The 25,571-nt window shown below is 41.1% G+C and carries 28 protein-coding genes and 2 riboswitches; of the genes, 5 read left to right on the plus strand and 23 right to left on the minus strand.

Annotated elements, in window-relative coordinates:
- Positions 1 to 171: 171 nt before the first annotated feature.
- From ACIFOD_RS02180 to ACIFOD_RS02225, 10 genes are all read right to left on the minus strand, one after another.
- On the minus strand, positions 172 to 435 hold the full coding sequence (locus tag ACIFOD_RS02180) for a hypothetical protein (protein WP_430313310.1): 264 nt from the start codon (positions 433 to 435) through the stop codon (positions 172 to 174).
- 81 nt (positions 436 to 516) lie between these two features.
- Positions 517 to 1,299 carry an ABC transporter permease gene (locus tag ACIFOD_RS02185; RefSeq protein ID WP_430313311.1) on the minus strand — a complete coding sequence of 261 codons (783 nt, stop codon included), beginning with the start codon at positions 1,297 to 1,299 and terminating at the stop codon, positions 517 to 519.
- 17 nt (positions 1,300 to 1,316) lie between these two features.
- Entirely contained in the window at positions 1,317 to 1,931 is a 615-nt protein-coding gene (locus ACIFOD_RS02190; RefSeq protein ID WP_430313312.1) for an ABC transporter ATP-binding protein, read from the minus strand.
- Between the two features lie 94 nt (positions 1,932 to 2,025).
- Positions 2,026 to 3,288, minus strand: a complete 1,263-nt coding sequence (locus ACIFOD_RS02195; protein WP_430313313.1) for a hypothetical protein — start codon at positions 3,286 to 3,288, stop codon at positions 2,026 to 2,028.
- Positions 3,258 to 4,451 (minus strand): DUF58 domain-containing protein, encoded by a 1,194-nt coding sequence (locus ACIFOD_RS02200; RefSeq protein WP_430313314.1) that lies wholly within the window; start codon positions 4,449 to 4,451, stop codon positions 3,258 to 3,260. The genes ACIFOD_RS02195 and ACIFOD_RS02200 overlap by 31 nt, the downstream gene beginning before the upstream one ends.
- The gene (locus ACIFOD_RS02205) at positions 4,448 to 5,389 is read right to left on the minus strand and encodes an AAA family ATPase (RefSeq protein ID WP_430313315.1); all 942 of its coding nucleotides are present in this window, start codon (positions 5,387 to 5,389) and stop codon (positions 4,448 to 4,450) included. The genes ACIFOD_RS02200 and ACIFOD_RS02205 overlap by 4 nt, the downstream gene beginning before the upstream one ends.
- Positions 5,390 to 5,614: 225 nt before the next feature.
- A complete protein-coding gene (locus ACIFOD_RS02210; RefSeq protein WP_430313316.1) occupies positions 5,615 to 6,361 on the minus strand; it encodes an SDR family NAD(P)-dependent oxidoreductase in 747 nt (248 codons plus the stop codon).
- Positions 6,362 to 6,514: 153 nt separating this feature from the next.
- Positions 6,515 to 6,694 (minus strand): Spo0E family sporulation regulatory protein-aspartic acid phosphatase, encoded by a 180-nt coding sequence (locus tag ACIFOD_RS02215; protein ID WP_430313317.1) that lies wholly within the window; start codon positions 6,692 to 6,694, stop codon positions 6,515 to 6,517.
- Between the two features lie 107 nt (positions 6,695 to 6,801).
- Complete coding sequence (locus ACIFOD_RS02220; protein ID WP_397553843.1) at positions 6,802 to 7,392, minus strand: cell wall hydrolase; 591 nt, start codon at positions 7,390 to 7,392, stop codon at positions 6,802 to 6,804.
- Between the two features lie 177 nt (positions 7,393 to 7,569).
- A complete protein-coding gene (locus ACIFOD_RS02225) occupies positions 7,570 to 7,764 on the minus strand; it encodes a hypothetical protein (protein WP_397553842.1) in 195 nt (64 codons plus the stop codon).
- A gap of 165 nt (positions 7,765 to 7,929) precedes the next feature.
- Here ACIFOD_RS02225 and ACIFOD_RS02230 point away from each other — a divergent pair, with 165 nt between their 5' ends.
- Both ACIFOD_RS02230 and ACIFOD_RS02235 read left to right on the plus strand, forming a co-directional pair.
- Positions 7,930 to 8,109, plus strand: coding sequence for a YkvS family protein (locus ACIFOD_RS02230; RefSeq protein ID WP_113968422.1), 180 nt, complete (start codon positions 7,930 to 7,932; stop codon positions 8,107 to 8,109).
- A gap of 130 nt (positions 8,110 to 8,239) precedes the next feature.
- Positions 8,240 to 9,622, plus strand: a complete 1,383-nt coding sequence (locus ACIFOD_RS02235; protein ID WP_430313318.1) for a DUF2254 domain-containing protein — start codon at positions 8,240 to 8,242, stop codon at positions 9,620 to 9,622.
- A 46-nt stretch (positions 9,623 to 9,668) separates the two neighbouring features.
- Here the strand turns inward: ACIFOD_RS02235 and ACIFOD_RS02240 are convergent, their stop codons facing one another.
- From ACIFOD_RS02240 to ACIFOD_RS02285, 10 genes are all read right to left on the minus strand, one after another.
- Positions 9,669 to 9,788: a DUF6254 family protein gene (locus tag ACIFOD_RS02240; RefSeq protein ID WP_220154054.1), complete on the minus strand. Its 120-nt coding sequence runs from the start codon at positions 9,786 to 9,788 to the stop codon at positions 9,669 to 9,671.
- A gap of 72 nt (positions 9,789 to 9,860) precedes the next feature.
- Entirely contained in the window at positions 9,861 to 10,892 is a 1,032-nt protein-coding gene (locus ACIFOD_RS02245; protein WP_430313319.1) for a YkvI family membrane protein, read from the minus strand.
- A 157-nt stretch (positions 10,893 to 11,049) separates the two neighbouring features.
- Positions 11,050 to 12,744, minus strand: a complete 1,695-nt coding sequence (locus tag ACIFOD_RS02250) for a M3 family oligoendopeptidase (protein WP_430313320.1) — start codon at positions 12,742 to 12,744, stop codon at positions 11,050 to 11,052.
- A gap of 171 nt (positions 12,745 to 12,915) precedes the next feature.
- Positions 12,916 to 13,374, minus strand: coding sequence for a MarR family winged helix-turn-helix transcriptional regulator (locus tag ACIFOD_RS02255; protein WP_397553838.1), 459 nt, complete (start codon positions 13,372 to 13,374; stop codon positions 12,916 to 12,918).
- Positions 13,375 to 13,612: 238 nt separating this feature from the next.
- On the minus strand, positions 13,613 to 13,858 hold the full coding sequence (locus tag ACIFOD_RS02260) for an aspartyl-phosphate phosphatase Spo0E family protein (protein WP_397553837.1): 246 nt from the start codon (positions 13,856 to 13,858) through the stop codon (positions 13,613 to 13,615).
- A 214-nt stretch (positions 13,859 to 14,072) separates the two neighbouring features.
- Entirely contained in the window at positions 14,073 to 14,585 is a 513-nt protein-coding gene (locus ACIFOD_RS02265; protein WP_430313321.1) for a 1,2-dihydroxy-3-keto-5-methylthiopentene dioxygenase, read from the minus strand.
- A complete protein-coding gene (locus tag ACIFOD_RS02270; protein ID WP_430313322.1) occupies positions 14,582 to 15,229 on the minus strand; it encodes a methylthioribulose 1-phosphate dehydratase in 648 nt (215 codons plus the stop codon). Before ACIFOD_RS02270 ends, ACIFOD_RS02265 begins: the two co-directional genes overlap by 4 nt.
- Positions 15,226 to 15,888, minus strand: a complete 663-nt coding sequence (locus tag ACIFOD_RS02275) for a 2-hydroxy-3-keto-5-methylthiopentenyl-1-phosphate phosphatase (protein ID WP_397553834.1) — start codon at positions 15,886 to 15,888, stop codon at positions 15,226 to 15,228. The genes ACIFOD_RS02270 and ACIFOD_RS02275 overlap by 4 nt, the downstream gene beginning before the upstream one ends.
- Positions 15,888 to 17,102 (minus strand): 2,3-diketo-5-methylthiopentyl-1-phosphate enolase, encoded by a 1,215-nt coding sequence (locus ACIFOD_RS02280; RefSeq protein WP_430313323.1) that lies wholly within the window; start codon positions 17,100 to 17,102, stop codon positions 15,888 to 15,890. The genes ACIFOD_RS02275 and ACIFOD_RS02280 overlap by 1 nt, the downstream gene beginning before the upstream one ends.
- Positions 17,103 to 17,213: 111 nt before the next feature.
- Positions 17,214 to 17,316, minus strand: a riboswitch (SAM riboswitch).
- Between the two features lie 50 nt (positions 17,317 to 17,366).
- The gene (locus ACIFOD_RS02285) at positions 17,367 to 18,551 is read right to left on the minus strand and encodes a pyridoxal phosphate-dependent aminotransferase (RefSeq protein WP_430313324.1); all 1,185 of its coding nucleotides are present in this window, start codon (positions 18,549 to 18,551) and stop codon (positions 17,367 to 17,369) included.
- Positions 18,552 to 18,673: 122 nt separating this feature from the next.
- Here ACIFOD_RS02285 and ACIFOD_RS02290 point away from each other — a divergent pair, with 122 nt between their 5' ends.
- The 3 genes from ACIFOD_RS02290 (at position 18,674) to mtnA (ending at position 22,088) form a co-directional block, all read left to right on the plus strand.
- Complete coding sequence (locus tag ACIFOD_RS02290) at positions 18,674 to 19,456, plus strand: carbon-nitrogen family hydrolase (protein ID WP_430313325.1); 783 nt, start codon at positions 18,674 to 18,676, stop codon at positions 19,454 to 19,456.
- Positions 19,457 to 19,558: 102 nt separating this feature from the next.
- Positions 19,559 to 19,715: riboswitch (SAM riboswitch) on the plus strand.
- A 116-nt stretch (positions 19,716 to 19,831) separates the two neighbouring features.
- On the plus strand, positions 19,832 to 21,016 hold the full coding sequence (gene mtnK, locus ACIFOD_RS02295; RefSeq protein ID WP_430313326.1) for an S-methyl-5-thioribose kinase: 1,185 nt from the start codon (positions 19,832 to 19,834) through the stop codon (positions 21,014 to 21,016).
- A gap of 16 nt (positions 21,017 to 21,032) precedes the next feature.
- Positions 21,033 to 22,088 (plus strand): S-methyl-5-thioribose-1-phosphate isomerase, encoded by a 1,056-nt coding sequence (gene mtnA, locus ACIFOD_RS02300; protein WP_430313327.1) that lies wholly within the window; start codon positions 21,033 to 21,035, stop codon positions 22,086 to 22,088.
- A 42-nt stretch (positions 22,089 to 22,130) separates the two neighbouring features.
- Here the strand turns inward: mtnA and ACIFOD_RS02305 are convergent, their stop codons facing one another.
- From ACIFOD_RS02305 to ACIFOD_RS02315, 3 genes are all read right to left on the minus strand, one after another.
- Complete coding sequence (locus ACIFOD_RS02305; RefSeq protein ID WP_430313328.1) at positions 22,131 to 22,727, minus strand: metalloregulator ArsR/SmtB family transcription factor; 597 nt, start codon at positions 22,725 to 22,727, stop codon at positions 22,131 to 22,133.
- A gap of 120 nt (positions 22,728 to 22,847) precedes the next feature.
- Positions 22,848 to 23,309, minus strand: a complete 462-nt coding sequence (locus ACIFOD_RS02310; protein ID WP_430313329.1) for a methylated-DNA--[protein]-cysteine S-methyltransferase — start codon at positions 23,307 to 23,309, stop codon at positions 22,848 to 22,850.
- A 14-nt stretch (positions 23,310 to 23,323) separates the two neighbouring features.
- The gene (locus ACIFOD_RS02315; RefSeq protein ID WP_430313330.1) at positions 23,324 to 25,477 is read right to left on the minus strand and encodes a PAS domain S-box protein; all 2,154 of its coding nucleotides are present in this window, start codon (positions 25,475 to 25,477) and stop codon (positions 23,324 to 23,326) included.
- Positions 25,478 to 25,571: the final 94 nt, after the last annotated feature.

Raw genomic sequence — 25,571 nt, forward strand, 5'->3', positions numbered from 1 at the left:
AGCATGCAATGAAGAGATACACAATTGTAAAGCTTGATTTTTTTAGTATTTCATAAATTTCCCACTGTTATGAACCTATTTATGTAAAATTTCATGTGCCTTTATCAAAAAAATCCCCCTCAGCAATGTGGGAGGGAATCTTTAGTATGAGTCATTTAATTCAAAATAATACTATTCTCTTTCTACCGTTTCTGATTTAGTCTTCATGATATTGTAGCCGATTTTTGCTTTTATGATGGTTCCCTTCAGTGTCATTTCATGATCTTCAGAGGTGTTTGTATATACGTTTACTAAGTCACATATGCAGCGAGAGAATAATTCTGAGAGTTGTTTTAATTCCTGTACCTCATGCTTGCCATCCTCTTTCATTAGTTCTTCTATGACATCCATGGCTAAACTCTTCACTCTTAGCGCCTGTTCTGTTTGGTAATTCATATAGCACTATCCCCTTTCCTTCCATTCTTTCTCTATCATATGCAGGAAAAACTAGATTAGAACAGGAGTGCTATATGGTATCTATACATTTAATTGGGCATCTCTCGTAAATAATTGCTTATATCCCATTAATATAAAACTGATGACCGTTAAGGCTACACTCCCCACTATACCTAAAAGTATGGCAATCTGATACTCGATGGCTACTAATGGACTAATCCCCGAAAGGATCTGCCCTGTCATCATTCCAGGTAAAAAGATGATGCCCATCCCTAACATATTATTGAGAGTGGGAAGAATCGCTGCATCAAAGGCATTATCTACATATTTCTTGGAGGCTGCTTTAGGGGTTGCTCCGAGCATGAGGGCCCCTTCTACCTTTTCTCTTTGATCCTTTAATCCCCCTAATAGAGTATTGATCCCCAATGTGATGCCCGTCATGGAATTGCCCACAATCATTCCCGCAATGGGTATGAAATATCTAGGTTCGTACCAAGGTGAGAAATGGATCACCACCATATTAAAGTAGAATAAGCTAATGAGTGTTCCAATTAGTAAAGATAGGGCCGCAATCCCTTTCAGTTTCTTATCCATCTCGTATTTAACCTGTTTAAATATATTCCTGATGGCGAAGGCTTCCATAATCACAATGATACCTATCGTAAGCCACGGACTTGGATGATCAAAAATATAAGTCAGTATGTAACCTGCCATGATTAACTGAATGGTCATTCTAAAAGAGGCCAGGATGATCTGCTTCTCCCTGGAAATCCCTCTCCACTTCACAATGAATAACAATAGAAGAACGAAGACGTATGCTGCTATAAATCTCCACAACTCAATATCAATAATGCCTTTATCCAAAATACTCTCTCCTTCTTTTATTTTGCTATGGTAATGATCTCTTCACCATATTGCTCGGCAACGTTGGTCGAATGAGTGACCATGATGATGGTTCCTCCATGACCTTTGGCAGTTTCGATAAAGCTTCTCATCACTTCAATTTCCATTTCCTCATCTAGAGCAGACGTTGGCTCGTCCAATAAATAGACAGGTGGCTTCATCAATAGCACCCTAGCAAGGGACAGGCGCTGTCTTTCCCCTCCGGATAACCGTTCAGCAATTCCATCCAAAGGTTTATCCAGCTTTACGATTTCCAGTGCCTTCATGAGCTCCTCACGACTTGCAAGGGGCTTTTCCGAAAAAATAAGACCCTTCTGCAAATTCTCTTCTACTGTATCCCCGAACAATAAGGGGGTTTGTGAAATCATCACTACTTCTCTACGAAGTTTTACAGAGTCAATTTCTTGTAAGGGAGTCTCATTATAATAAATCGTTCCTTCATCTGGTAGATTCATTTTATTCAGCAATTTTAGAAGAGTAGACTTTCCCGCACCGCTTTCACCGATGAGGCAGGTTGTTCGGTTTGAGGATACCTCCATATGATCGATGCTTACTATATTTTTAAATATTACGTTTTCTATTTGAAACAGCATTAGCCCCACCTCTCCTAAATTTACATTTATCATACCCTAAAGAAGCATGAAATAAAGAAGCTGGTGCTCGAAAGGAGAACTTCGAGCACCAGCTTCATTCATGTCGTGTATTCAAGGATTCGATATGTTCACGGATTCGTTTTGTGAATAAATCCACTTCATCCTGTTCCGGAACTCCACGTCCATATCTCACGCGTTCGTATATAGTGAAAAATTGGGCACTTTCCTTCAAATCAATTCTAGCGAACCAAGCTTGGACATTTTCATTCGGAAGCCTGCCCACTTCATTCTTGTAAGCTTCTTCTTCTAACATTTCCATCGATTTCCTGATTGCGTCCCTTGCTTTAGAATATTCGACCTGCTCTTTTTGATTATGCGTATCAGCCTCTCCTCCTGCCCGGGTCATCATGACAGGTGTTGTCCCCTCATTCAATGATAAATGCAAGGACGTTTTTCTTTTCTTGAACAAATAAATGATTGCAAATAAAACCAATAGGGCCAGCAATGCCTCATCTACCCATGAAAACGAAAGTCCGTCACCAAGGGTACTGAGCTGGGATTCATCATACATTTGTTGTTCCATCTCATTTCCGTCTCCCTTTTCCGGATTACTTTCAAAAAACTTCATGATCAAATCCCTTAATTTAATCAATATATTAAAGATCGGGTCGATCAAAAAGGAGAATAACCAAAACACTTTTTCAAGGAGCCAATAGACTCCTTGGCTGATCACTGAACTAACAGCTGCAAGTATCCCACCGCTTACAAACACGATGAGCAGGAGGGCAAAAGGCTTGTATATACTCTTCTTTACTCCTTTACTATCGCTGGCCAACATCCTTTGAAACGAAGTGAAGGTCCCAATGAACGCGAATAATAGAAATAGCAGACTGTAAACCAGATATGTGTTTTCCAACTCTCTTATGGATCCCGAGAATAAAGAAACAGCAGAGATAAATAGAAAAATCAATACGTTCCCACTGCTGACTTCAATTGATGGGTCCTTGATCTGTAGATAGGAGCTGACTCTCCAGTGCAGAAAGATCGCAGCGGGAAGCAAAACCCACCAGGACGCCGAGAATAATATGATCCCAATTCCAACCCCCAGGGCAAACACAGCAAATAACAGGAGAGGATTGAAGCTCTGCACTTTGAAGGATATGGCCGTGTAAGTCAGTATCAAGACCAACATCATTGCAAAAGCGGGCACGTATTGGTTCAACACGACGTCTCCAGTAAATAGAAACGTAATGGCCAGCAGGACAAACAAAAGATCAATTCCTGCATACAGCCCCATTTTGATAAAAAGCATTTTTTTATGTTTCGCTAGGAAGGAATTTTCAATGAACGATTCCATAATGTGACGACTCCTTGTTCTTCTTCTAAGCTCAGCTTAAAGATATGTGGATGGCCTTTGCCGATATTCTGCAATAAGTCCTCTTCCCTTGACCCAAGCGAACCGGCGACAATAAAGACGGACGGTACCAGTCTACGTAGATATAAATGCTGGAGGACGATGTGGAAGGGCATGGTGAATTCATCGGTAGATAAGGTAGCTAAAAGCTCCAGCCCTCTCTGCCGGTGCTTCCTTCCTGTCCCTGGTTGCAAATAGTAATAAGGGGTAAGTCCCGGTGTTCTCACATTTAAGACCAGGGAAAAAGAGATGTTTTGCTCCACGGCAAGTTGCATAAGGTAAGCAGCATGCTTGATGATTCCCTCCAACTTGCTTGTAATGGCAAAACGGTCAGAGATATTGATGGCAATCATCCACTCATTTTGAGTAGCAGGCGCGAAGATTTTCGTTTGCAGCTCACCGGTTCGCGCAGAAGCCTTCCAATGAACGTCCTGAAATCGGTCTCCCTGTACGTACCCCCTTGTGCCTACGGGGTGGAACACATCATGAAACAAAGAATGAGGGGTAGATACGTCCCCTTGCCTTAATGTAAGCTGTTGTTCCACCATTTTTACAGGTGATGAAGAAGGAAACACCATAATGGTGGTTGGAACTGAATCGAGCAGATTCAAGAGAACCTTACCACTTCCGAAAAGATGAGGGATCTCAAGTTGCATATTGGTAATACGGCATAATCCTCTTCTCTTGCCTTTGACCGGCAGCGTAATCTGCCCCTCTTCATTTTTCCGAATGGAGAATGGGATGCATACCTCGATCTCGTTTGCAATGCCCAATGAATATGGATGCTTCGTAGGCTCTACAATATCTTTAAATGTCATCTTCAATGTTGCTCCCCAAATGGGAAGTCCTTTGTTTTCAAGTTTAAACACCCAATTATCTTCCTCGTCACAATGAAGCTTTAATCTGCGTTGGAATCTTTCAATCATGATTCCCTCTCCCACTTTTAACAGATACCATTGATGAACGCGAAAATAGAGGATGATCAATAGGAAAATCCCCAATCCAACATACGATTGTACATAGAAGCTTGCTGCCCCGACAATGACAAGGAGCACTAAACTCATGGATATATAAGGGTCTTCTACTACTTCGCGCTTCCAGTTCACTGCGCCTGCCTCGCTTCAACAGGCAGCATGGCCATCTCTATTATTCTGTCAATCAATTCTTCAGGTGTTTTGGTAAGGGAGGCCTCAATGGTTAATTGAACTCTATGCTGAAGCACAAATGGTGCTACCGCTACGACATCCTGGGGTCTGACGAAGTCCCTCCCCGCTATGAATGCCTGGGCCTGGGATGCTTTTAAAAGAGCTAAACTTGCACGTGGACTTGCCCCTACTTCTACCCATTCATGCTCCCTTGTCTCCCTTGTGATCTGAAGGATATAAGATTCGATATCCTCAGAGATATGTACCTCTTTAACGAGACTTGAAAGAGATTGAATTTCACCCAGGCTCATCACCTTCTCTACTGTCTGTAAAGGCTGTGATGATTTAAATCGATTAAGAATACTGCGCTCCTCTTCGAAACTTGGGTATGCAAATGGAATCTTCAACAGAAAACGATCCAGCTGGGCTGCTGGTAGAGGAAATGTCCCCTGCTGTGATTCAATCGGGTTTTGCGTCGCTACTACAATGAACGGAGGCTGTAATGATACCGTTTCTCCATCGATGGTGATCTGTTTCTCTTCCATCACTTCAAGTAAACTTGCCTGGGTTCTGGGAGTAGCTCTATTAATTTCATCTGCTAATAACACATTAGTGACAACTGGTCCGGTTCTCAATTCGAATTCCTGGGTTTTTGGATTGAAAAACTGAATGCCTGTTACATCACTCGGCAATACATCCGGTGTAAATTGTATTCGCTTAAAATCTCCTTCAATACAATGTGAAAATGTCTTAGCCAATAACGTTTTACCGGTCCCCGGTACACTCTCTAGCAAGACGTGCCCTTCCTGAAGTAAGGCAATCAATAGAAGATCCACTTCTTTCTCCCTTCCAATCAGGACTTTGCTCATTTCTTTTTTTATGTTTTGTATAGTAGACACTTTTGCTCCCCCTCTATTTATCTATTATTTTTTAAAACAACAGTAAATATTTATCGAATATTCTAAAAATAAAACCATCCTCATTATACCATAGTATGTTGTTAAAATATCCCTTTTTTATAACGATAAAGAGCCGGTCACCATCCCTGTCTTGGGTTCGTAACCGGTAGGTCTTCTATGTTCATACAAATTTTTATTAATACTTATCCTATCCCCCGAACCGTGTTAATGCTCATAGATCATCTTCCTTGTCATCCCACCATCCACCACTAAGTTTTCTCCAGTAATGAAATCATTATCAGGATGAGCAAGAAATAAGCATGCCCTTGCTATATCTTCGGGTTTTCCGACTCTGCCCGAAGGATGCTGGTCATGGTCCTTGTCCCGTAATGATTCATAATCTTCGGTTTGAATCCAGCCGGGACTAATTGAATTCACCCGGATTCCAACCTTACTCAGTGTAATGGCCATGGAATGAGTCAAACTCACGATGCCCCCTTTTGTTGCAGAGTAGGCTTCCGTATCCGGCTCAGACATTGAAGCTCTGGTAGAGGCCATATTAATGATGCAACCTCCTCGGTTCTTCATTAGAGCAGCCCCCTCTCTACTGCAATAGAAGACACTGCTTAAGTTTGACGATAGAATGCTGTCCCAGTCCTCGGGAACCATCTCCCAAAAGGACATGAACCTCGAAACACCTGCATTGTTAATAAGTACGTCCACTACGCCATGATCTTCTTTTATCTTTGAAAAGACATTTTTTACTTGTTGATAGACTCCCACATTCACCTTATGAAACCGTGTTGAATAACCTTCTGAATTGAGCTGCAGGGATAATTCCTCCCCTTTATCCCCATCCATGTCCATAAATTCAACAGCTGCGCCTTGCTTCGCAAATTCTTCAACCAGCGACTTACCGATCCCATTCGCTCCACCTGTTATGCAGACAATTTTATCATTCAACCTTGTCATCTCCCTCTATCTTCAATTATTTTCATTTGCGATCCACTGATCATTCTTCCTAAAAAGCATACCCTTTCCCCGTTGCCCTCAACCCTCTCTCAGACATATAGAAAAGGATCAACCTGTGGAAATGCCGGGACATTCCAAGGTTAATCCTTTTATTTATTGTACTATCTTATTTTTTGTAGGTTTATTACGATCATTACGCTGATGAATATTGATTAAGGCATCCAGCTCTTTACTAAGTTGAATGGTGGCTGGACTGGTAAGCCCAAAACGAACGCCTGACTCTATCATCTTCCATCTTACCGTTTCAATTCGAGCCACAATGGTTCCATTCATCAACATCACCTCTTTTTCTTTCCTCTATTTTACTATTAATTCCACGTAGAGAAAAGAAAAAAGTATTCGAACGCTATTTTGATATTGAGTGAAATCCTGCGCAATGATTATTTTGCGAAGCGGTGTTTTCCAATGGTTAGCAATGTGTCTCTATTGGTAATCCAATCGCTTGTAGATGTTACTGGGTTATAGAAGAAGAGAGAACCTTGTCCCTGACCTCTGAAAGCCAAAGCCTCTTGAACAGCGTCTCTCGCTTCCTGAGAAGGCGCTTTGTTGATTTCCCCGTTTTGAACAGGTGAAAAGGCATAATGACCGTTTGCTACCTGGTAGATTACTTCTTTAATAGAATTAGGGAATTCAGTGGAATCCACTCGGTTTAAAACAACGGTTGCGACAGCCACTTTACCTGCATATGATTCTCCTTTAGCTTCTGCATGAACCAGTTTTGCCAGTAACTCACGATCTTCAACTGTTACTTCATTTTCCGGTATCGCTAACGTTTGACCTGGATGAATTTCATTGTCTTTCAAGTCGTTCTCTTTTTTGAGTTGAAGGACAGATACAGATTTCTCCTTACCTATATCCCAAAGAGACTCACCATTTTCTACAGTGTGTACTCCTTTAGCTGCAATAGTTTGAGTAGAGAATGAAACAATCGAAAGGGCTGCAATCCCTACTAGTAAGCTTTTCTTAATCATATTTCTACCTCCTAATTAGCGCTCCCCACTAAGATAACAACGAATAAACAGGATTTCATCAGGTAATGGTTACCACCTTCCGTTTTTGGTAGCCTGGCAAGGCATTCTAAAAAACCATAGTGCTTCATATATTGGAAATGAACAAAAAAAAACGGAGGATCTCATCCCCCGCTTCTTCTAACTTCTTGGTGTATCTAAATAGTGATAAAGAATATTACCGCCATGCTGAGCCACTCCACGAAACTGTTTAAAATCCTCTTGTTTAACGAGTACAGATCGAAAGGGAAGAAAGTCTTCTTTCATCACTCTTATTTCTTCAATCTCTCTTGTGCGCAATAAATTTAATTGTTCAAGAATTTCTGTTTCACTCATATCCAAACCTCCATCCTGAATGTCTCTATTGTAGGTTTAAAAGGATGTAAACCTCAAGAATAATTTTTTCGATGAAATTTTTAGAAAACTCTTTACCTTTTCTTGAGTTTACGTCAGAATATTAGTAATCGTTTGTAGAATTTTGGCAAAAAGGGGCGACCTCTCATGAAAAAAGCAGAAATTGGAAATGTGATCGAATTTAGAAAAGGTTTAAAAGGCATTGTAGAGAAAGTAAATGAAAACTCAGTTATCGTTGATCTGACGTATATGAAAAATTATCGGGACCTTGAACTGGAAGAAAAAACAGTTGTTAATCATAAAAACTATAAAATAGTTGAAGCATAGTACGATCATCTAAAAGGTGGAGAATAAAACTCCACCTTTTTAAATTGAGTTCTTAAACAAGAGAAAGGTTTACGGAAATGTCTTTAAGGATACTCTTATAGCATACTGTATCGTAAGGTGGACCCCCGTCATGAATTTAAATATTCACATTGTTAACAAAGCCAGGAAAAGCTTTTGGTTTGTACCCTTTTTATTTTCACTCATTTCATTAGCACTTGCTCTCATCACCTTCTATTTTGATTGGTGGTTGAGTCAGCATGAGTATCCTTTGTTCCCTAAGGTACTGTTTTCCAATTTTGATTTATCCATGACTATCATCAGTACGATTGCGTCTTCGATCATGACCATGACGACGATTACCTTTTCAACGATTATGGTCGTATTAACCACTTTTTTGTCCCAATATTCACCCAGGACCCTGCAGAACTTCATTAATGACCGTCCCACACAACGGGTTCTAGCCATTTTTGTTTCGGGTGTGGTCTATTGCATCACGTTGTTGATTCTCCTTCAGGACGAGTCCGGACAAAAATTATATATTTCTTCGGCCTTTGCCGGTATAGTGGCGATTATTTGTTTATTTGTTTTCGTCTACTTTGTTCATCATGTTTCCAATTGGGTGAAGGTAAGTAATTTAATACATAATATAACAATCAAAACGAATCAAAAAATCGATAATAGTTATTTATATAGAAAGAATGCCATCAATGAACAGCCTTCAACCTTTAATGAGGCGCTCTTTGACGAGACGGAGCCCATTTTGGTGTATAGTGAGCAATCAGGTTACATACAACAGATCAATATTGAAGGAATGATCAATAAAGCCGCCAAGGATGAAGCAGTTATCCGCATGGTGAAAACACCCGGTGAATACTTACTTGAAGGAACCCCTGTCATGACAGCCTGGACGACGAATAAAGAGATTGATGTAGAAGACTACTTGGAATACCTCGTATTCGGGCCTGATAAAGAGCCCATGGAAGACATTGAACTTGGGATAAGAAAGCTGGTTGAAATAGCCTTGAGAGCCATTTCCCCCGCCATCAATGACCCGAATACGGCAAAAAACTGTATAGAAGAAATCGGGATCATTCTATCGAAGCTGGCTAAACACAAGCTTCCAAGCTCTTATTTATCGGATGAAGAAAACAATGTGCGAATCATATTGGAACAGCCGACCTTTGGTGATTTTCTATACAAGAGTTTTTACCAGTTAAGGCATTACGGGAAGCAGGACATATCCATTATTGCAGAAATCCTCCGTTCACTGAGAATGATAGGGGAAAACAACAGCGAAGAAACGAAGCGCATGGTCTGGACGTTTAAAGACTATATTCTCGAAGGAATCGACTATGACAGCCTCCAAAACCTCGACATGCAGTACATTATGAGACATCTGGATGAATTGGCTGCAGCTTGCAGACAAACGAATTGGGATAAGGATGAAGTGCGGAATAAATATTTCCCCGAACAATATAAGACAGGCGACTCTTACCATCATCAGAAAGAATAGTAATTGGAGCCAAGAAAAAACGGATGCCCGAGGCATCCGTTTTTTCTTATTCTTTTCCTTTTTTTCCTTCTGAAAGCTCCTTGAAGGATGATACTTTGCCATGAGGATGCTGTTCCTGTTTTCTTACATTCCACTGTCTTTCTTTTTCGTGTTTTGATTGCGTCATGTTCACCACTCCTTTTTTATTAGTCTCTATTAACATGAGCAGCAGACCCGCATTTTACTCTCACCTCCATGATTATTTATTGGGTTTCATCCAAAGAAGAATGATGAATAATAAGCTCATATATCCAAAAAGCGGGTACAGATAGGACAGAAGTTCACTATATTCAAAAAAGCTTAACGAATAGATCACGAGGAAGATACCCGTAAAGGTCATTAGGGAAGAACCCTTCCAATAATTCGTTAATTGTTTCTCCAGACCAAATACCCCCCCGATCACGGAAGTGAAAATTTCACCATAAATGATGATGATATAAATCATATAAAAGCCGGAAACAAAGGATTTCATCACCACGGCCATCGGAATTTGGTATTGTGTCACATTCGGGATCATGACTAAGGTAATATGACTAGAAATAAGGATCAGTGTAAGGAAGAAACCGCCAAGATATCCTCCATACTTAATGGTATCCCGGTCTTTCACTTCTCCGGCAACGGGAACGAGAACAGCCTGAGCCATGGCCAAATTAAAGGCCACATATGAAAATGGTGCTACCACGGATTTCCATCCATCCTCAGCATGCGGTATCATAAGAAATGCGTCTAAAAAAGCTGCGTTTCGAACTGAATAAACCATCAAAAAGAGATTAAAGACAATCATAAGAGGAACAACGAACGTATTGACTGCAAAAAGCCCTTTGATTCCTACCATCATCGTGATGAAACCGAGTCCGATCGTCAACAGTATCCCTACTTGCTTAGGTAACAAGAGCTGCTCTTGAAAAACAGCTCCGGCTCCTGAAAGCATAACCGCAGAAACCCCGATCAGCATGATCATCATGACGATATTCATGATCTTAGAAAACCATTTTCCAAAAAGATATTCGTTAAACTCTTCAAAGGACTTCGCTTTAATATCATGGGACTTCAACATAATCTTCGTTCCCATTGTAATAAATAAGTAACCGCTCAATAAAATCGCAATAAACCCGACAAAGCCAAATCGGGTGAAAAACTCTACAATTTCCCTGCCGGTGGCAAACCCGGCTCCTATTACAGTACCTACGTAAACAGCAGCTATTTGAAACGAACCAGCTAATTTTTTCATCCCATCACCTCTGACAACCTTCTACTTCACCTTATGTACAAGCAGGGAAAATCAGAAGCAAAAAAACATTATTCTTCCGGAATCCAATGAATTCTGTATGTAGAAGAGTACTTACTAAAAAGGGCAGACGCAACGTATGCGCCTGCCCTTTTTTAGTTTATAGTGATTGATCATCTATTCCATTCAGCCATTGTCTGATCGGTTCAATGACTTTTTCAACTGTCCCTTCCTGGAATGGAGAATCCAGTTTGGCTGCTTCTACAAGCCCGGTGAATGAAAAGCTCCCTCCCAGTTTACAAAGATCAACATAGGCACCCCACGCTTCCTCACGATTAAGATTCATCTTCTTCCAGAATTGGAATGCACAAATTTGAGCCAATGTGTAATCGATATAATAGAATGGAGAATTATAAATATGGGATTGGCGCTGCCAGAATCCCCCATTTTCCAAGTACGAAATATGGTCGTAGTCCTTATGGGGAAGGTATTCCTTTTCAATTTTTCTCCAGGCGGCATTCCGTTCAGACGGGGAAGCTTCAGGGTTCTCATACACAAAATGCTGGAACTCATCAACTGCCACCCCGTAAGGAAGGAATTCTAGTGCTTCACTTAAATGTGAAAATTGATACTTGTCTGTATCCTCTTCGAAGAAATAATTCATCCATGGCCACGTGAAGAACTCCATGCTCATGGAATGAATTTCACACGCTTCATACGTGGGCCAAATATATTCAGGGATATCGAATCCTCTGCTGGAGTAAACCTGGAACGCATGACCTGCTTCATGAGTCAATACATCAATATCCCCTGAGGTCCCATTGAAATTCGAAAAGATGTAAGGAGACTCATGGTTTGCAATATACGTGCAGTAGCCGCCTCCAGCTTTTCCTTTCTTCGCTTCCAGGTCCATGAGATCATGCTCAATCATGAAATCAAAAAATTCCTTTGTTTCCGGTGACAGCTCTTCGTACATCTTTTTGCCATTATCTATGATCCACTGAGGACTTCCCTTAGGAACCGCGTTTCCGGAAGTAAACTTAAAGCCTTCGTCATAAAACTTCATGGATTCTATCCCAATGCGCTTTCCTTGTCTTTTTTTAAGCTCTGTAGCCAGAGGAACGATATGCTTCTTCACTTGATCGCGGAAAACCTTTACCATATCAGGCGTATAATCCGTCCTCGTCATGCGATAGTATCCTAGTTCGACAAAGTTCTTATACCCTAATGTAGTCGCAATCGTGTGACGCAGCTTGACTAACTCAGCAAACAGACGATCCAATTCTTCTTGATTTTCTTCAAAGAAAGCAACGGTTGCTTGAGCGGCCTCTCTTCTTGTATCCCGATTTACAGATTGTGTGAAAGGGCCCATCTGAGCCAATGTTCTTTCTTCCCCCTCAAAGGGAATCTTTGCAGACGCCATCAGCTTTGTATATTGGGAAGATAACTTATTTTCCTTCTGCAGCAGAGTCACGATGTCAGGCGAAAAAGTCTTCATTTCACTTTCTGCCAGAGCGAATAGCTGCTTTCCCCACTTTTCTTCTAATTCTTTACGATAAGGAGAGTTAACGAGTTCCTGGTAATATTCCGTCACCATTCCGTGAACCTCAGGCATCATTTCATCGATATAATCTTGCTCTTTTTTGTAAAACTCATCATTGGTATCGATAGAATGCCGGATATAGCATATATTTTGCATGGTATCGATGTTCAGACGAATATCATTCAGTTCCTTCATGACATCCACCTGTTCTTGTACATTGGACGCAGACTTGAATTTCCCAAGTAATTGTTGGAAAACGGGTTTAACCTCTTCTAAATTAGGCCTTTCATATGTAAACTGATCAAACTTCATTCCATTGCCTCCTCATAAAATAATCCCGATTATAGTTATTCGACTTTTGATAGAAATTCTCCTGTTTATTGTAGTATCGAATTTCAATATTGGAACCGATGTGAACGGGACGTGCCTTTAAGACAAAATAAAAGCCCCATCTCAAGAGAGACGGGGCACAGGAAGTTCGACTCAATAAGACAAGTCTTTAATCGATAATCCTAATTTCTTCAACATTTCTATCGTTTCTTTCTTCTCATCAGGAGATAGAGCTGACATCAGTTCATGAATTCGATTTTCGTGATTGGGGAATATCTCATCAATTAACTTTCTGCCGTTTTCTGTTATTTGAGCATAGGTAACCCGACGGTCCTTTGGACAAGCATTCCGCTTTAGGTAGCCCTTTTGTTCAAGTTTATCCACTACATACGTAATGCTGCCGGAGGCTAATAGAATCTTTCCGCCAATTTGTTGCAAAGGCTGATCTCCCTTATGATAAAGAAGCTCTAGGACGGCAAATTCAGTAGGGTTTAAACCGTTCTCCTGGATGTTTTTATTTATCTCTTCATTTAAGGCTTTGAAAGCTCTTGACAGGACAATGAAAAGTTTTAATGATTGTTTTGTGTCTGGAGTTTCGTTCATTCCATTCATTCCTTTTAAATAAATATCTCAGTTTCAAAATATTATACAGATAATACCTATCATTGTCAAACAGGAATCACTGCTCAAAAGTTAATAAACGAAGGGCGTTACGCATATAGCGAACCGCCCTTCGTTTATTGAGATAACGACAAATTAATTTGATTGTCTTGGTTTAAATGTGGATATTGTTGGAGATTATTGTCTCTTGTAAACCTTGAATGGTGAGGAAAAACCTTGGTGAGTAGTCTCAAGAAGCAGTTCGTTTTAATAAGCCCTTAATGTATTGCCCAAATTCGTTTGATGTTTCTTGGAGGGTTAATGACACTACTTTATTTGTGCACTTTTCATAGTCGTTCAAAAGCTGATCTAATTGCTGACTGCATTTGATCGTCTCCGCTGCACATAATCCTAAACTCTCCCCCAACCCAATCATTTCTGAACGTTTCTGATTAATTCTCATTAATAACCACTTCTGTTTTAGTAGACGACCCATTTCTTATAAACTCCTTTTTAGCTCCTAGCCTTTATTAAGTAAAATCTTTACTTGAGAATTATCGCAAGTATTATCAGAAAAGTAAATAGATTCGCAAAACAAGACAAAATATCTAGAAATGTATCTTAATTAGACATTTTCCGCCAAATATCTCTTCTACTAAAAACAAAAGGATAGACAATGGTTTCCACCTTTCGCCTACCCAAAAGTTATATTAATAGATTGGTACCCAGCCTTCCTGTGTGACGAAAATACGGACGGCAACTACTTGCTTGTCTTCACTCAATGTAAAATAATGGCGGATGTTTTCAGGAACTGAAATTAAGTCACCCGGGTTTAGATGCACTTCAAAGAAATTACCATTACTTCCTTGAATGACAAATACACCATGTCCGTTTACAATAAAACGGACTTCATCATCTGTGTGATGATGCTCCTGTTGGAAATTCCTTAAAAGCTCTTCAAGATTTGGTGTTCGCTCGGAAAGGGAAATCACATCCCAGGCCTGATATCCTCTTCGCTCTGAAATATCTTCAATCTCCTCTTTAAAAGCAGACAGAATTTCCGCTTTATCATCTTCGGTTAAAGCGTATCGGTCCCTTAGTCCTACGTCCAGCTTTCCAATATTCCAATGCTCATATATGACTCCTTGTTCACTTAAATACCTCACTACCTCTTCCTGATTATCAATGACCTGATTTTTTCCCTGGATTTTGATTGTCGTCATAATCGTACTCCTCCTTTAGTAATGGATCCCGCGTTCGTTATAGATAAAAGAGTGAGTTGATATTGAAACATAAACTCACAAGCTTCTAATAGTTTCTTAGCTTCAAAACCGGTTCTTCCCCATACTGTAATCCCGTGGTTGCGAATGAGCACTGCTCCTTTGTCTGCTTTAATAAAGGACCGAAACTCCTCGGCAAGCGTCGGGATATGCGCATGATTACAAATGATTGGAATGGACAAAGAATCATCTTCCTCCCATTTATCCCAAGCTTTAATTAATTCTTGGTTTCTGAATGTGACGACACCTTCATCCCCATACAGTTCACTGATCACATTATTCGCAACGGTATGAACGTGTAAGCTGCATCCCGCTGAACTTTCTGTAAAAACATGACTGTGCAGCAATGTTTCGGCTGATGGTCGTGCAGGAGTATCCTGGATGGCCTCACCACGTGCGTTTACGAGCAGGAAATCTTCTTCTGTTTGCTTCCTTTTATCCTTTCCACTTGCCGTAACCAGGAAAGTAGCAGGGGAAGAACTCACTCGCATCGCAAGGTTCCCGCTCGTTCCCATAAACCAATCCCTCGCTGCCAGTTCCCTTTTAATATCAGCGAGTTCTTCCCACTCCGATTGATAGGAATTCATATTTTCACTCCTCTTTCAATGACGTCCATACAATCGTGGAAGGATTCAAACGGATGATAGGGTATTCCTTTTTCTTCACATGTATGTGCCAAATAGTCTCTGGCGATCACAGTGTCTCCAAGCTTTGCCATTTCGATATCTGTTACAGAATCCCCTATCACAATGACCTCCGTACCTTTTGTTAAAGACAGCATCCTCAAGATGGAAGGCTTGCAGCATCCACATCCTTTGCTTTCACAGTGATCATCGCAAGGATGTGGCCAATGAATCTCTATGGTTGAATCGTTAAAGTTTGCTTCATTACAATAAATCCCATTAAAAGGCCCATAATCTTTTAGTAAAGGATGAACAAAGAAGTCGATTCCACCGCTTACGATATACAAAGGAATCTCATGTTCTTTTGTATACTCTACAAACTCCTTAAACCCTTTACGTATGATTGCTGTGTCTAATAGATACTGAATCATTTCCTCTTTCTGTGATGAAGGAATAAGTGAAAATAGCTTGCTTACCCCTTCTTTAATGGACAACGACTGATTTAAGATGCCGTCTTTGATAGGTTCCCATTCTGGAGGGGCAAAGGATTTCATCAACGAGATGATATTGTCGGTTTCTGTAATCGTTCCATCAAAATCACAAAAAATGATCGGACGCGTCACTATACCTTTACCTCCTCTCCCCATAGGGATAGTGCTTTACGAAGCTCACCATGAGTATCTGCAGCATCTGTGAGAGTCTCTCCCATTAAAACTGCCTCAATTGCTTGGACGAATGCCTTTCCCCCTCCAATTGCCCCATCTGGATGGCCATGGATGCCACCCCCTGCATTAATGACACAGTCTACACCAAAATCCTTCACCAAATGCGGTACAAGCGCAGGATGAATGCCTGCTGACGGTACCGGCAATGCTCTTCTTAGATGATCATCATCCTTCGTTAACTCATGGCTGAGGGACAGGACTTGGTTCTTTTCTAATGCGACACTTCCGTATGGAGATGGAAATAAAGAAAAATCAGCTCCGGCCATGCGTAGGAATTTCCCTAACCATAAAGAATAGCTCACACCATATGCAGGAGATGAAGCAACAGCACCTGCAAATGCAGGATGGGCCATAATCGGCAACCTGATCTCAGGGTCCTCCCTCAATTCCTGGAGAACATCCAGGCCGTAAGTAAACACATTGAATAAAAGGGCTTGGGCTCCAAGCTCACGTGCTTTTCTTGCTTTATCACGTAATTCTGAAGTCCTTCCTGTCAGGTTTACAGCATACAGTGTTTTCTTGCCTGTCTCTTCATACAGCTCGTGTAACACTTTTTTCCCTATACTGATCCTCTCAGTGAAAGGTGTCAGTGAATTATCAAAGAGAATCTCATCGTCTTTTACTAGGTCAACTCCCCCAAGAGCCTGGGCCCTTAATTGAGTTTCAAGGTAGGTAAGATCCCTGCCGATTACGCCTTTAAAGATGCTCATTAACAGGGGTCTATCTTGTACTCCCGTCAGCTCCCTTATTCCCTCTATTCCAAACCGTGGTCCAGGATAGGCTTTTTTCAATTCACTGGAAAACTCTATATCTACTAATTTCACTTCACCATCCAGGGAAAGCTTGCCGAATACCGTAGTAAGGATGGCCGGAATATCATTGGAATAATTATGACCGGGATAGCCAATCTGCACTTCACCCCGGGAGCCACCTTCCTCTTCCCACTCCTTTACGGAAACGACTCTCCCCTTGTACTTCCGCAATTGATCCTGTTCCAGGAGAGGTAAGTCCGTCCATGAACCGACCGTCAATCCCAGGGCGATCCCTTCTGCCTTTTTCTCGAATGAACCACTCTTTCCCTTCAGTTCATATGTAGCTATCACTTCACTCATTGTTGTCCTGCCTCCTTTTAATAATGCTATTTTAGCCGCAAGTTGACTTCATAAGCCTGTGCAAACCAAAAAACCTCTTCCAAATAAGAAGAGGTTTGCATTCGTCACTCTTTCTTATCTGTCAGCATTATTGCTGCAAGAATTAGCACCGTGCTTGAATAAGTCGGTTGCCGGGCTTCATTGGGCTTGTCCCTCCGCCTGCTCTTGATAAGAATTTCATTATTCATTATTTCAGTTGGATTATTGCACCAATTTCAACTTCTGTCAATCCCTTTTGTGGAATAATTCTAAATTTTCTATACGCGAAATCGCTTCTTTTATCCGCTCGTTTGTGGTTAATAGTCCTACTCGTACATACCCTTCTCCGAATTCTCCAAAGCCTACACCCGGGGCTACAGCGACTTTGATTTTTTCAAGTAAATAAGTAGAGAACTCTACAGAGCTGAATCCATCAGGTACTTTTAACCAGGCGAAGAAGGAACCTTGTGGAGCTTTTACATCCCACCCTATATCCTGAAGTCCGGAGATTAATAGTTTTCTCCTTTCTTCGTATGTTGAAACCAGTGCATCTACACATTCCTGGGAACTTAAAAGGGCAGTGGTAGCCGCTTCTTGAATAGCACCGAACAGACTCACATATAAGTGATCTTGCAGGAGGTTGATCGCTTCTATGACACTTTTATTCCCTACTGCAAACCCCACTCTCCAACCAGCCATATTATACGTTTTCGATAATGTATAAATCTCAATCCCCACATCCTTTGCTCCATCTGTTTCCAAGAAGCTTATGGGCTTATTTCCATCAAACCCAATAGCTCCATAGGCAAAATCATGTACAACACATATATCATGCTGATTGGCAAGAGTGACTGTTTCTTCAAAGAATGATTTTGTGGCGATTGCTCCAGTAGGGTTATTAGGGTAGTTCAGAAACATTAGCTTCGCATTTTCCAGCTCATTACGGGAGTGTTCACGATAATCAGGCAGGAATCCATTCTCCTCTCGTAGTGGCATTTTAATCATACGAGCTTCTGCCAATGCTACCCCTGATAAATAATCGGGATAACCGGGATCGGGCACCAATACCCCATCACCAGGATTCAATAAACATTGAGGGATTTCAACTAACCCGGCTTTTCCTCCGAACAGAACGGCTACCTCTGTTTCCGGGTCTAATTCCACACCGTATTCACGCAGGTAGAAAGCCGCAATCGCCTCTTTAAAGGACGATAAGCCGCGAAATGGAGGATACTTATGATTGGACGGGGAAGCTGCTGCTTCTGTCAGTTTCTCCACAATATGTGGAGGAGTCGGTTGATCCGGATTTCCCTGGCCCAAATTAATGACATCATGTCCCTCTTTGACCACAGCATTCACTGTTTTTGCGAGGGATGCGAAAAATTGTTCAGGTAATAAATCTAATCGTTTTGCCTTACCAAAGGTTTTCATACACTCACCCACTACATTTTTTTGAAAATTAATTACTTTCAAATTCTAGTCACAAATGATATAACGGGAAATAAAGAATGTAAAGGATTAAATTCCAAAAAGTCATTAATGAGGTGAAAGAAATGATTCAAAAGATAGGTCTTGCTCAGATGGATATTGTGTTCGGACACCCAGAAGAAAACAAGAAAAAAGTAGAGAAATGGGTGAAAAAAGCAAGTGACGACGGCTGTGATACGGTTGTGCTCCCTGAGCTGTGGACGACTGGATATGACCTTACAAGAATGGATGAAATCGCTGATGAAGGAGCAAAGGATTCAACCTCCTTCCTGTCTGCCCTGTCAAAGAAATATTCCATTCACATTGTAGGTGGTTCTGTTGCACAGAAAACGCAGGATGGGGTGTCCAACACGCTTTTAGTTACGAATTCAAAAGGCGAGTTGGTGAAAAAGTATTCGAAACTTCACTTGTTTAAGCTGATGGATGAACATCATTATTTACTTCCTGGGCATGAAGATGGCATCTTCACCCTTCAAGACACAGAGATGGCGGGTTTGATTTGTTACGACATCCGTTTCCCGGAATGGTTCAGAAAACAAGTTCTACTAGGTGCCAAGGTTGTTTATGTCGTAGCAGAATGGCCGGCAGCACGAATTGATCACTGGCAGACCCTCTTAAGGGCAAGAGCGATTGAAAATCAATGCTTCGTGATCGCCTGCAACCGGGTGGGAAGCGACCCGAACAATGAATTTGGGGGTTGCTCCCTCATCATCGATCCCTGGGGAGAAATTCTTTCAAAGGGATCACAAACGGAAGAATTGGTTTCAGCTGAAATCAATTTACAGGAAGTAGATCGAGTCCGAAAACAGATTCCGATATTCCAGGATCGAAGACCGGATTTTTATTAGAAAGGTTATTTTTTCAAAAAAACGTTGACATGGAAAATACTTCGATGGTACTATTCAAATCAAATGAAACATTCTGAAAGTTTAATTAAATAGTTTACGCAACTCTTATCAAGAGCTGGCTGAGGGATTTGGCCCTATGAAGCCCAGCAACCGACCATAACACCGTTGTAAAACGGGGCGCAGCATGCGCCGGATTGAATGATCCAGTAAGGCACGGTGCTAATTCCAACAGAAAGATAGTCTTTCTGAGAGATAAGAGGCGACGAAGATACCTTCTTCAAGCCTCTTTCGAACATGGAAAGAGGCTTTTCTTATGCCAAGGAAAAGCCTCCACAACACAGTCTCAATGTGACTGTACTATAAGGAGGAACGACAATGGCGATTACGAAACTCAATACATATCAACCCCTTACTGAACAGTCGGCAACTGCGCTGGCGATTGGCTTAAGGATTTTTGCAGACGGCACTCTCTTAACGTGTGAAGAAATTGGAAACGGGAATTTAAATCTGGTCTTTCGTGTATTAGAACGGGAAACAGGTAAAGGAATCATCATCAAACAAGCCCTTCCATATGCAAAACTTGTAGGCGAAAGCTGGCCGTTGACAATCGAACGGGCAAGAATAGAAGCGAGTGCCCTTAAGCTTCAGCGATTATTTGTAGGGGATCTCGTTCCTGAAGTGTACTACTCTGATCCGACACTTGCGATTACAGTCATGGAAGATTTGAGCGCACTGACCATTGCCCGGGCTGGCCTTATCAAAGGGGAAAAGTATCCCCGGCTCTCCCATGACGTTGGAACATTTTTAGCTAATACCTTATATTTCACTTCTGATTATGCCCTTCATCCTTTTAAGAAAAAGGAATACGTGAAAGAATTTTCAAATCCTGAGCTGTGCAAAATCACAGAGGACCTTGTATTCACGGATCCATTCTTCAATAGTGAAACCAATGAATTTGAAGAAGAGCTTTCCCGGGACGTCCAACATTTATGGGATGATTTCACCTTGAAACTCGAAGTGGCCAAATTGAAAAAGAGCTTTCTTACTGAAGGAGAGGCCCTTCTTCATGGAGACCTTCATACGGGAAGCATCTTTGTAGATCAGAATCAAACTAAAGTGATTGATCCCGAGTTTGCCTTTTATGGACCGATTGGCTTTGATATCGGGCAGTTCATTGCCAACCTTATTTTCCAGGCCGTTTCAAAAACTGATGAGGAGGAAACGATTCTCTATCACATCGAGAATACGTGGAACGTCTTCTCCACTGCGTTCTCCCGCCATTGGAAAGAAAGCGGAGACGTCTACACGAAAGTGAATGGCTACCTTGAATATGTATTGGAGAAGAGCTTCCAGGACAGCATCGGCTTTGCAGGATGTGAATGCATCAGAAGAACGATTGGCCTCGCTCATGTTGAAGATTTGGATGCTATCCCGGATAAAGAACGAAGATTACAGGCAAAACGGACCTGCTTGAGACTCGGTAAGGAACTGATTATAAAACGAAAACAGATCCATTCGATCGAAGAGCTCCTATCCGTAATAAAGTTCCATTTTGAATAACCAAAGGGAGATTATCATGACACAAACATTGACCGTTCCAACTTCACTAGAGTGGCATGAAGATTATTTACTGATTCTTAATCAACAAAAATTGCCTAACATAGTGGAATACATTAAACTGACGACCATTGAAGAGTATTATGATGCGATTATCACACTAAAAGTGAGAGGTGCACCTGCCATTGGTCTCACGGCTGCTTACGGTTTAGCCCAATCTGCATGTCAGTATGAAGTGAAAACGTTAGAGGAATTCATCGATCTGTTTCAACGTGAGAAAAAACACCTCGCCGCTTCACGCCCTACAGCAGTCAACCTGGTTTGGGCTTTGAACCGGTTGGAAAAGGTATTAGAGAAAGTTTCTTCTGTTAATGAAGCGAAAACCAATCTACTCCATGCTGCTATCCAGCTTCATGCAGAAGACGAAGCAGTGTGCCGTCTTATAGGGGAAAATGGATTGAGTGTATTGAAGGATAAACAAATCGTAATGACCATCTGTAATGCCGGGTCCATTGCAACGAGTAAATACGGTACTGCATTGGCCCCTTTTCATTTAGGAAGAGAAAAAGGAAAAGCATTTCAGGTATATGCATGTGAGACACGGCCCGTTCTGCAGGGAGCCCGCCTGACCGCTTGGGAGTTACAGCAATCAGGAGTAGATGTCACCCTCATCACAGATAGCATGGCTGCCCATACAATGAAGGAAAAAGGTGTAGAGGCCGTCATTGTCGGGGCTGACCGGATTTCTGCCAACGGGGATACGGCAAATAAAATCGGAACGTCCATGCTTGCCATTTTGTGTAAACATTTCAATATACCCTTTTATGTCGCTGCTCCTTCTTCTACTTTCGATCTATCCAGCATAGACGGAAACGATATTCCCATAGAAGAGCGTAACCGGGAAGAGATCACAACGATCGACGGGACGTTGATCGCTCCAGAGAACGTTCATGTTTATAATCCTGCATTCGATGTTACACCTCATGAACTGATTACCGGCATCATCACGGAAAAAGGTGTCCTGTACCCTCGCTTCGAGGAAAGTATCCAACAAACCATAGGTATTGAACAATAGCGAAAAGAAGAGCTTCCTCCTGCTCTTCTTTTGGCTTTCACATTATTCCACTAATAACTTTGTCGACGCCCACATTTCCCTCGGATTCACTTCATAAATGCTATTTTCCCGGTACATAAACTGATGAATGATAAATTCTCTTCTTAAGGTTGCAAAGTCTTCATGAAATTGCTGAATATATTCGTTCAAATCTTTTTCCTTATATTTTTCTTCCACTTTTAATCCTTCCACCATATGCTCGAGGATGAATAATTTCTTTTTCTGTTGCGAAGGAATATTTTTAATTCGCCCATTTTTCTCCAGAAAATTATTCATCACCTTCTGCTTTTCTTTCATTCGTTTTTCTGTCATCACACTGTCCCCTTTCTCTTCATGAGCGAACTGATGAAGAACACTCCCATGATGACTCAGTACTTTTTTATTCAAATAGTAGTAAACCGTGTTCTTCTCTCTTCGTGAATAAACAAGATTGCACTCTTTGAGTTTCGTTAGATGATGGGATATTGTCGGGGCGGTGAGTCCAAGTTTTCCCGCAATGGCTCCTACATGCAAGCTTTCTGATGCCAGTAAATAGACAATCTTGATCCTGGTCGGGTCCCCCATCGTTTTATGAAAAGCTACCTGCTTACTTAATTGCAACAGGTCTCCCCCTTTATATTTAGATTAGTATCTAATTAGATACTAATCTAAATAGTGGAAAAAATCAATCACTAATAAAAAAACAGGCCTTCTCCCTATGGAAAATGCCTGTAATTGAATCTATTTTTCTAACAACAGTAAGGTTTCTTTCTTATCCACCTGCTTACCGGCATAGCCTGTAAGTGTGTTATTCTTTCCGATGACACGGTGACATGGGATGATGATGGGGAATCGATTGGCCTTATTCGCTTGTCCCACTGCCCTTACAGCTTTAGGTCTTTGAATCGCTAGGGCTACATCCTGGTAAGACCAGGTTTCACCAAATGGAATCTCCTGCAGGATGTTCCATACTTCTTTCTGAAAAGCTGTTCCTTCTATCTTTAAAGGAAGATCAAATTCTCTTCTCTCTCCTTTAAAGAATTGACTGATTTGTTCTTGTGCAACCTTTAATATCGGATGATCCGTGTCAGAATCCGCTTTCCCTTCATCTTCTACAAATTGTACCGAAATAAGATGGCTCTGATCTGCTTGAAGCTCTAATTTCCCAATCGGGCTCTCCATCACAATAGCATGAAATGACATGTTGCAGGACTCCTTTAAGATTTAGGTAGATAAATGTGGAAGATCGTCCCTTCCCCGACGATACTCTCAACCTGAACGATTCCTTTATGCTCTTTAATAATTTTAAAGCTTACCATCAGTCCAAGTCCAGTTCCCCGTTCCTTCGTTGTGTAAAAAGGTTCACCAAGCTTTTTAATCTTATCCTTTGATATCCCGCCACCCTGGTCTTTTATGCGAATGTGAATCATTTCATCATCCGTCTCTTGGATCCGGATGGAAATGAACCCACCGTCCGTCATGACTTCAATCGCATTCTTGATGACATTAATGAATACCTGCTTTAACTGATTGGGCTCTGCGATGATGGTCGGGAGGTCCGTTTGGTAACTCTCCTCGTACTGAACGTTATGCATGACTGCCTGAGCACTTAATAGTTCAACGGTATCTTTCATGATCCTGATTAAATTCGTTTCTTGATATTGAATTGCCTGTGGCTTTGCTAATACCAGAAACTCAGTAATGATGGATTCAATTCTCTGAAACTCAGAAGTAATCACATTAAAGTACATTTCATGATCTCGACCCACACTATTTTCCAACAATTGAATAAAGCCTTTAAGGGCGGTCATCGGATTTCTGATTTCATGGGCAATCCCTGCAGCAAGCTCCCCAACCACACTCAATGTATCTGACTTTCTCAATTGCTCCTGCATTTCAATTTGTTCTGTAATGTCACGAATGATCGTTAAATTTAAATTAGAGAGCAAATTGTACTTGGATGACAGCTCAATGTATTGGACCTTATCCCTATGAGAAGTCAATGTTTTTAAAAATGTCGCCTGCCCGTCTTCTTTCAATTGTTGTAAGTATTCATCATATGATTCTTCACCGGGTTCTATATTCAATATTTCACGTACATCTTTACCAATTAAGTGATCTTTCTCGATATCAATGATCTTACTCACTTCAGGATTTGCGTCTACGACAACATAATTGTGATTGGTAAGAATCAGGCCGTCCAGTGAACCTTCGAAGATCTTCCTGAACCTCTCCTCGCTTTCCCGTAATTCCTTCTCCATTTGATAACGCTCACTGACATTTCGGAAGATCGTCATATTATACCCATCAACGGAATGAAGCTTAGAAGTAAATTCCAAATGCTTCAACTGATTGTTAGGCATTAGAAACAATACTTCATCCCTTACTGCACCGCTCCTGTTTAACTGTTCCATGACCAAATCAAACTTTTGGCTTTCCAGAGGATAAACAAAGTCACGGATCCTTTTGGAAAGAAGCTCTGAAAGGGAGCATTCAAAGATCTTCAGGGCTGAAGTGTTCGCTTTAAGTACTCTGCCATCCTGATCCCATAACACGATCGCATCAATCGCTTCTTCAAATAAACCTTTAAACAACTCTTCGTTTCGTTTTAATTGTATCTCCATCTGCCTCTTCTCGGTTACATCCCTAAGAATGGCCATATGAAGCTTGTGATGCACATACGGACTTGTCGTAAATTCCACAATTGAAATGCTGTGTGATTTCTTTATTGGAATTTCCCCACGGGCTTTTTTGTTTTGAGCAATCAGTTCTTTTATCTTTTCAACCTTATAATGGGCATTTTCAGGGATAAATGAGCTTATGTTCCTGTTTGTGATTTCATCCTTTTCCAATCCTACCTGTGAACTGAACGCCTGATTCACATCGTTAATATTTCCTTCAATATCAAAGAGAACGATTCCTTCTGATGCATTCTGAAAGATATTCGATAACAAATGAACATTCATATGATCTTTCCGCTCTTTTTCCTTTAGTGCCGTTACATTTTTGAAATACAGATAGGCATTAGGGGAAATGGTCGATTTTTTAAGCAATAGTTCAATATGGATGATTTTCTTATCACTAATATTCATCAAGGTTTCATCTTCAAGGTTCTTTCCTGTTTCCATAACTTCCTTATAATGAGCCACAATCGGGGCCGGAACAGAAGAAAAAAAGTTGCTGAACAATGTGCCTGCAATCCTTTCCTTCGAGGTCTCGAGCGTTTCACATGCTTCTTCATTGGCAAAGACTATTTTCAACTCTTTATTGATTACGAACATCGGCATGGGTGATGCTAAGCAAATTTCCCTATCGACGGGATGACATTCTTCCTTATTCAGCTCTTTCTGCAATTCACTTCTATTAGTCATTTCTTCATCCCCCTACTATTTTAAAAGACGACTATTGGCTCAGGTCATTATAGAGTTCGCATAGCTTCCCATACTTTTGGTGATAATTAACAGT

It is taken from the genome of Rossellomorea sp. NRS-1567 (assembly GCF_050467885.1).
GTDB classification, from domain to species: domain Bacteria; phylum Bacillota; class Bacilli; order Bacillales; family Bacillaceae_B; genus Rossellomorea; species Rossellomorea aquimaris_C.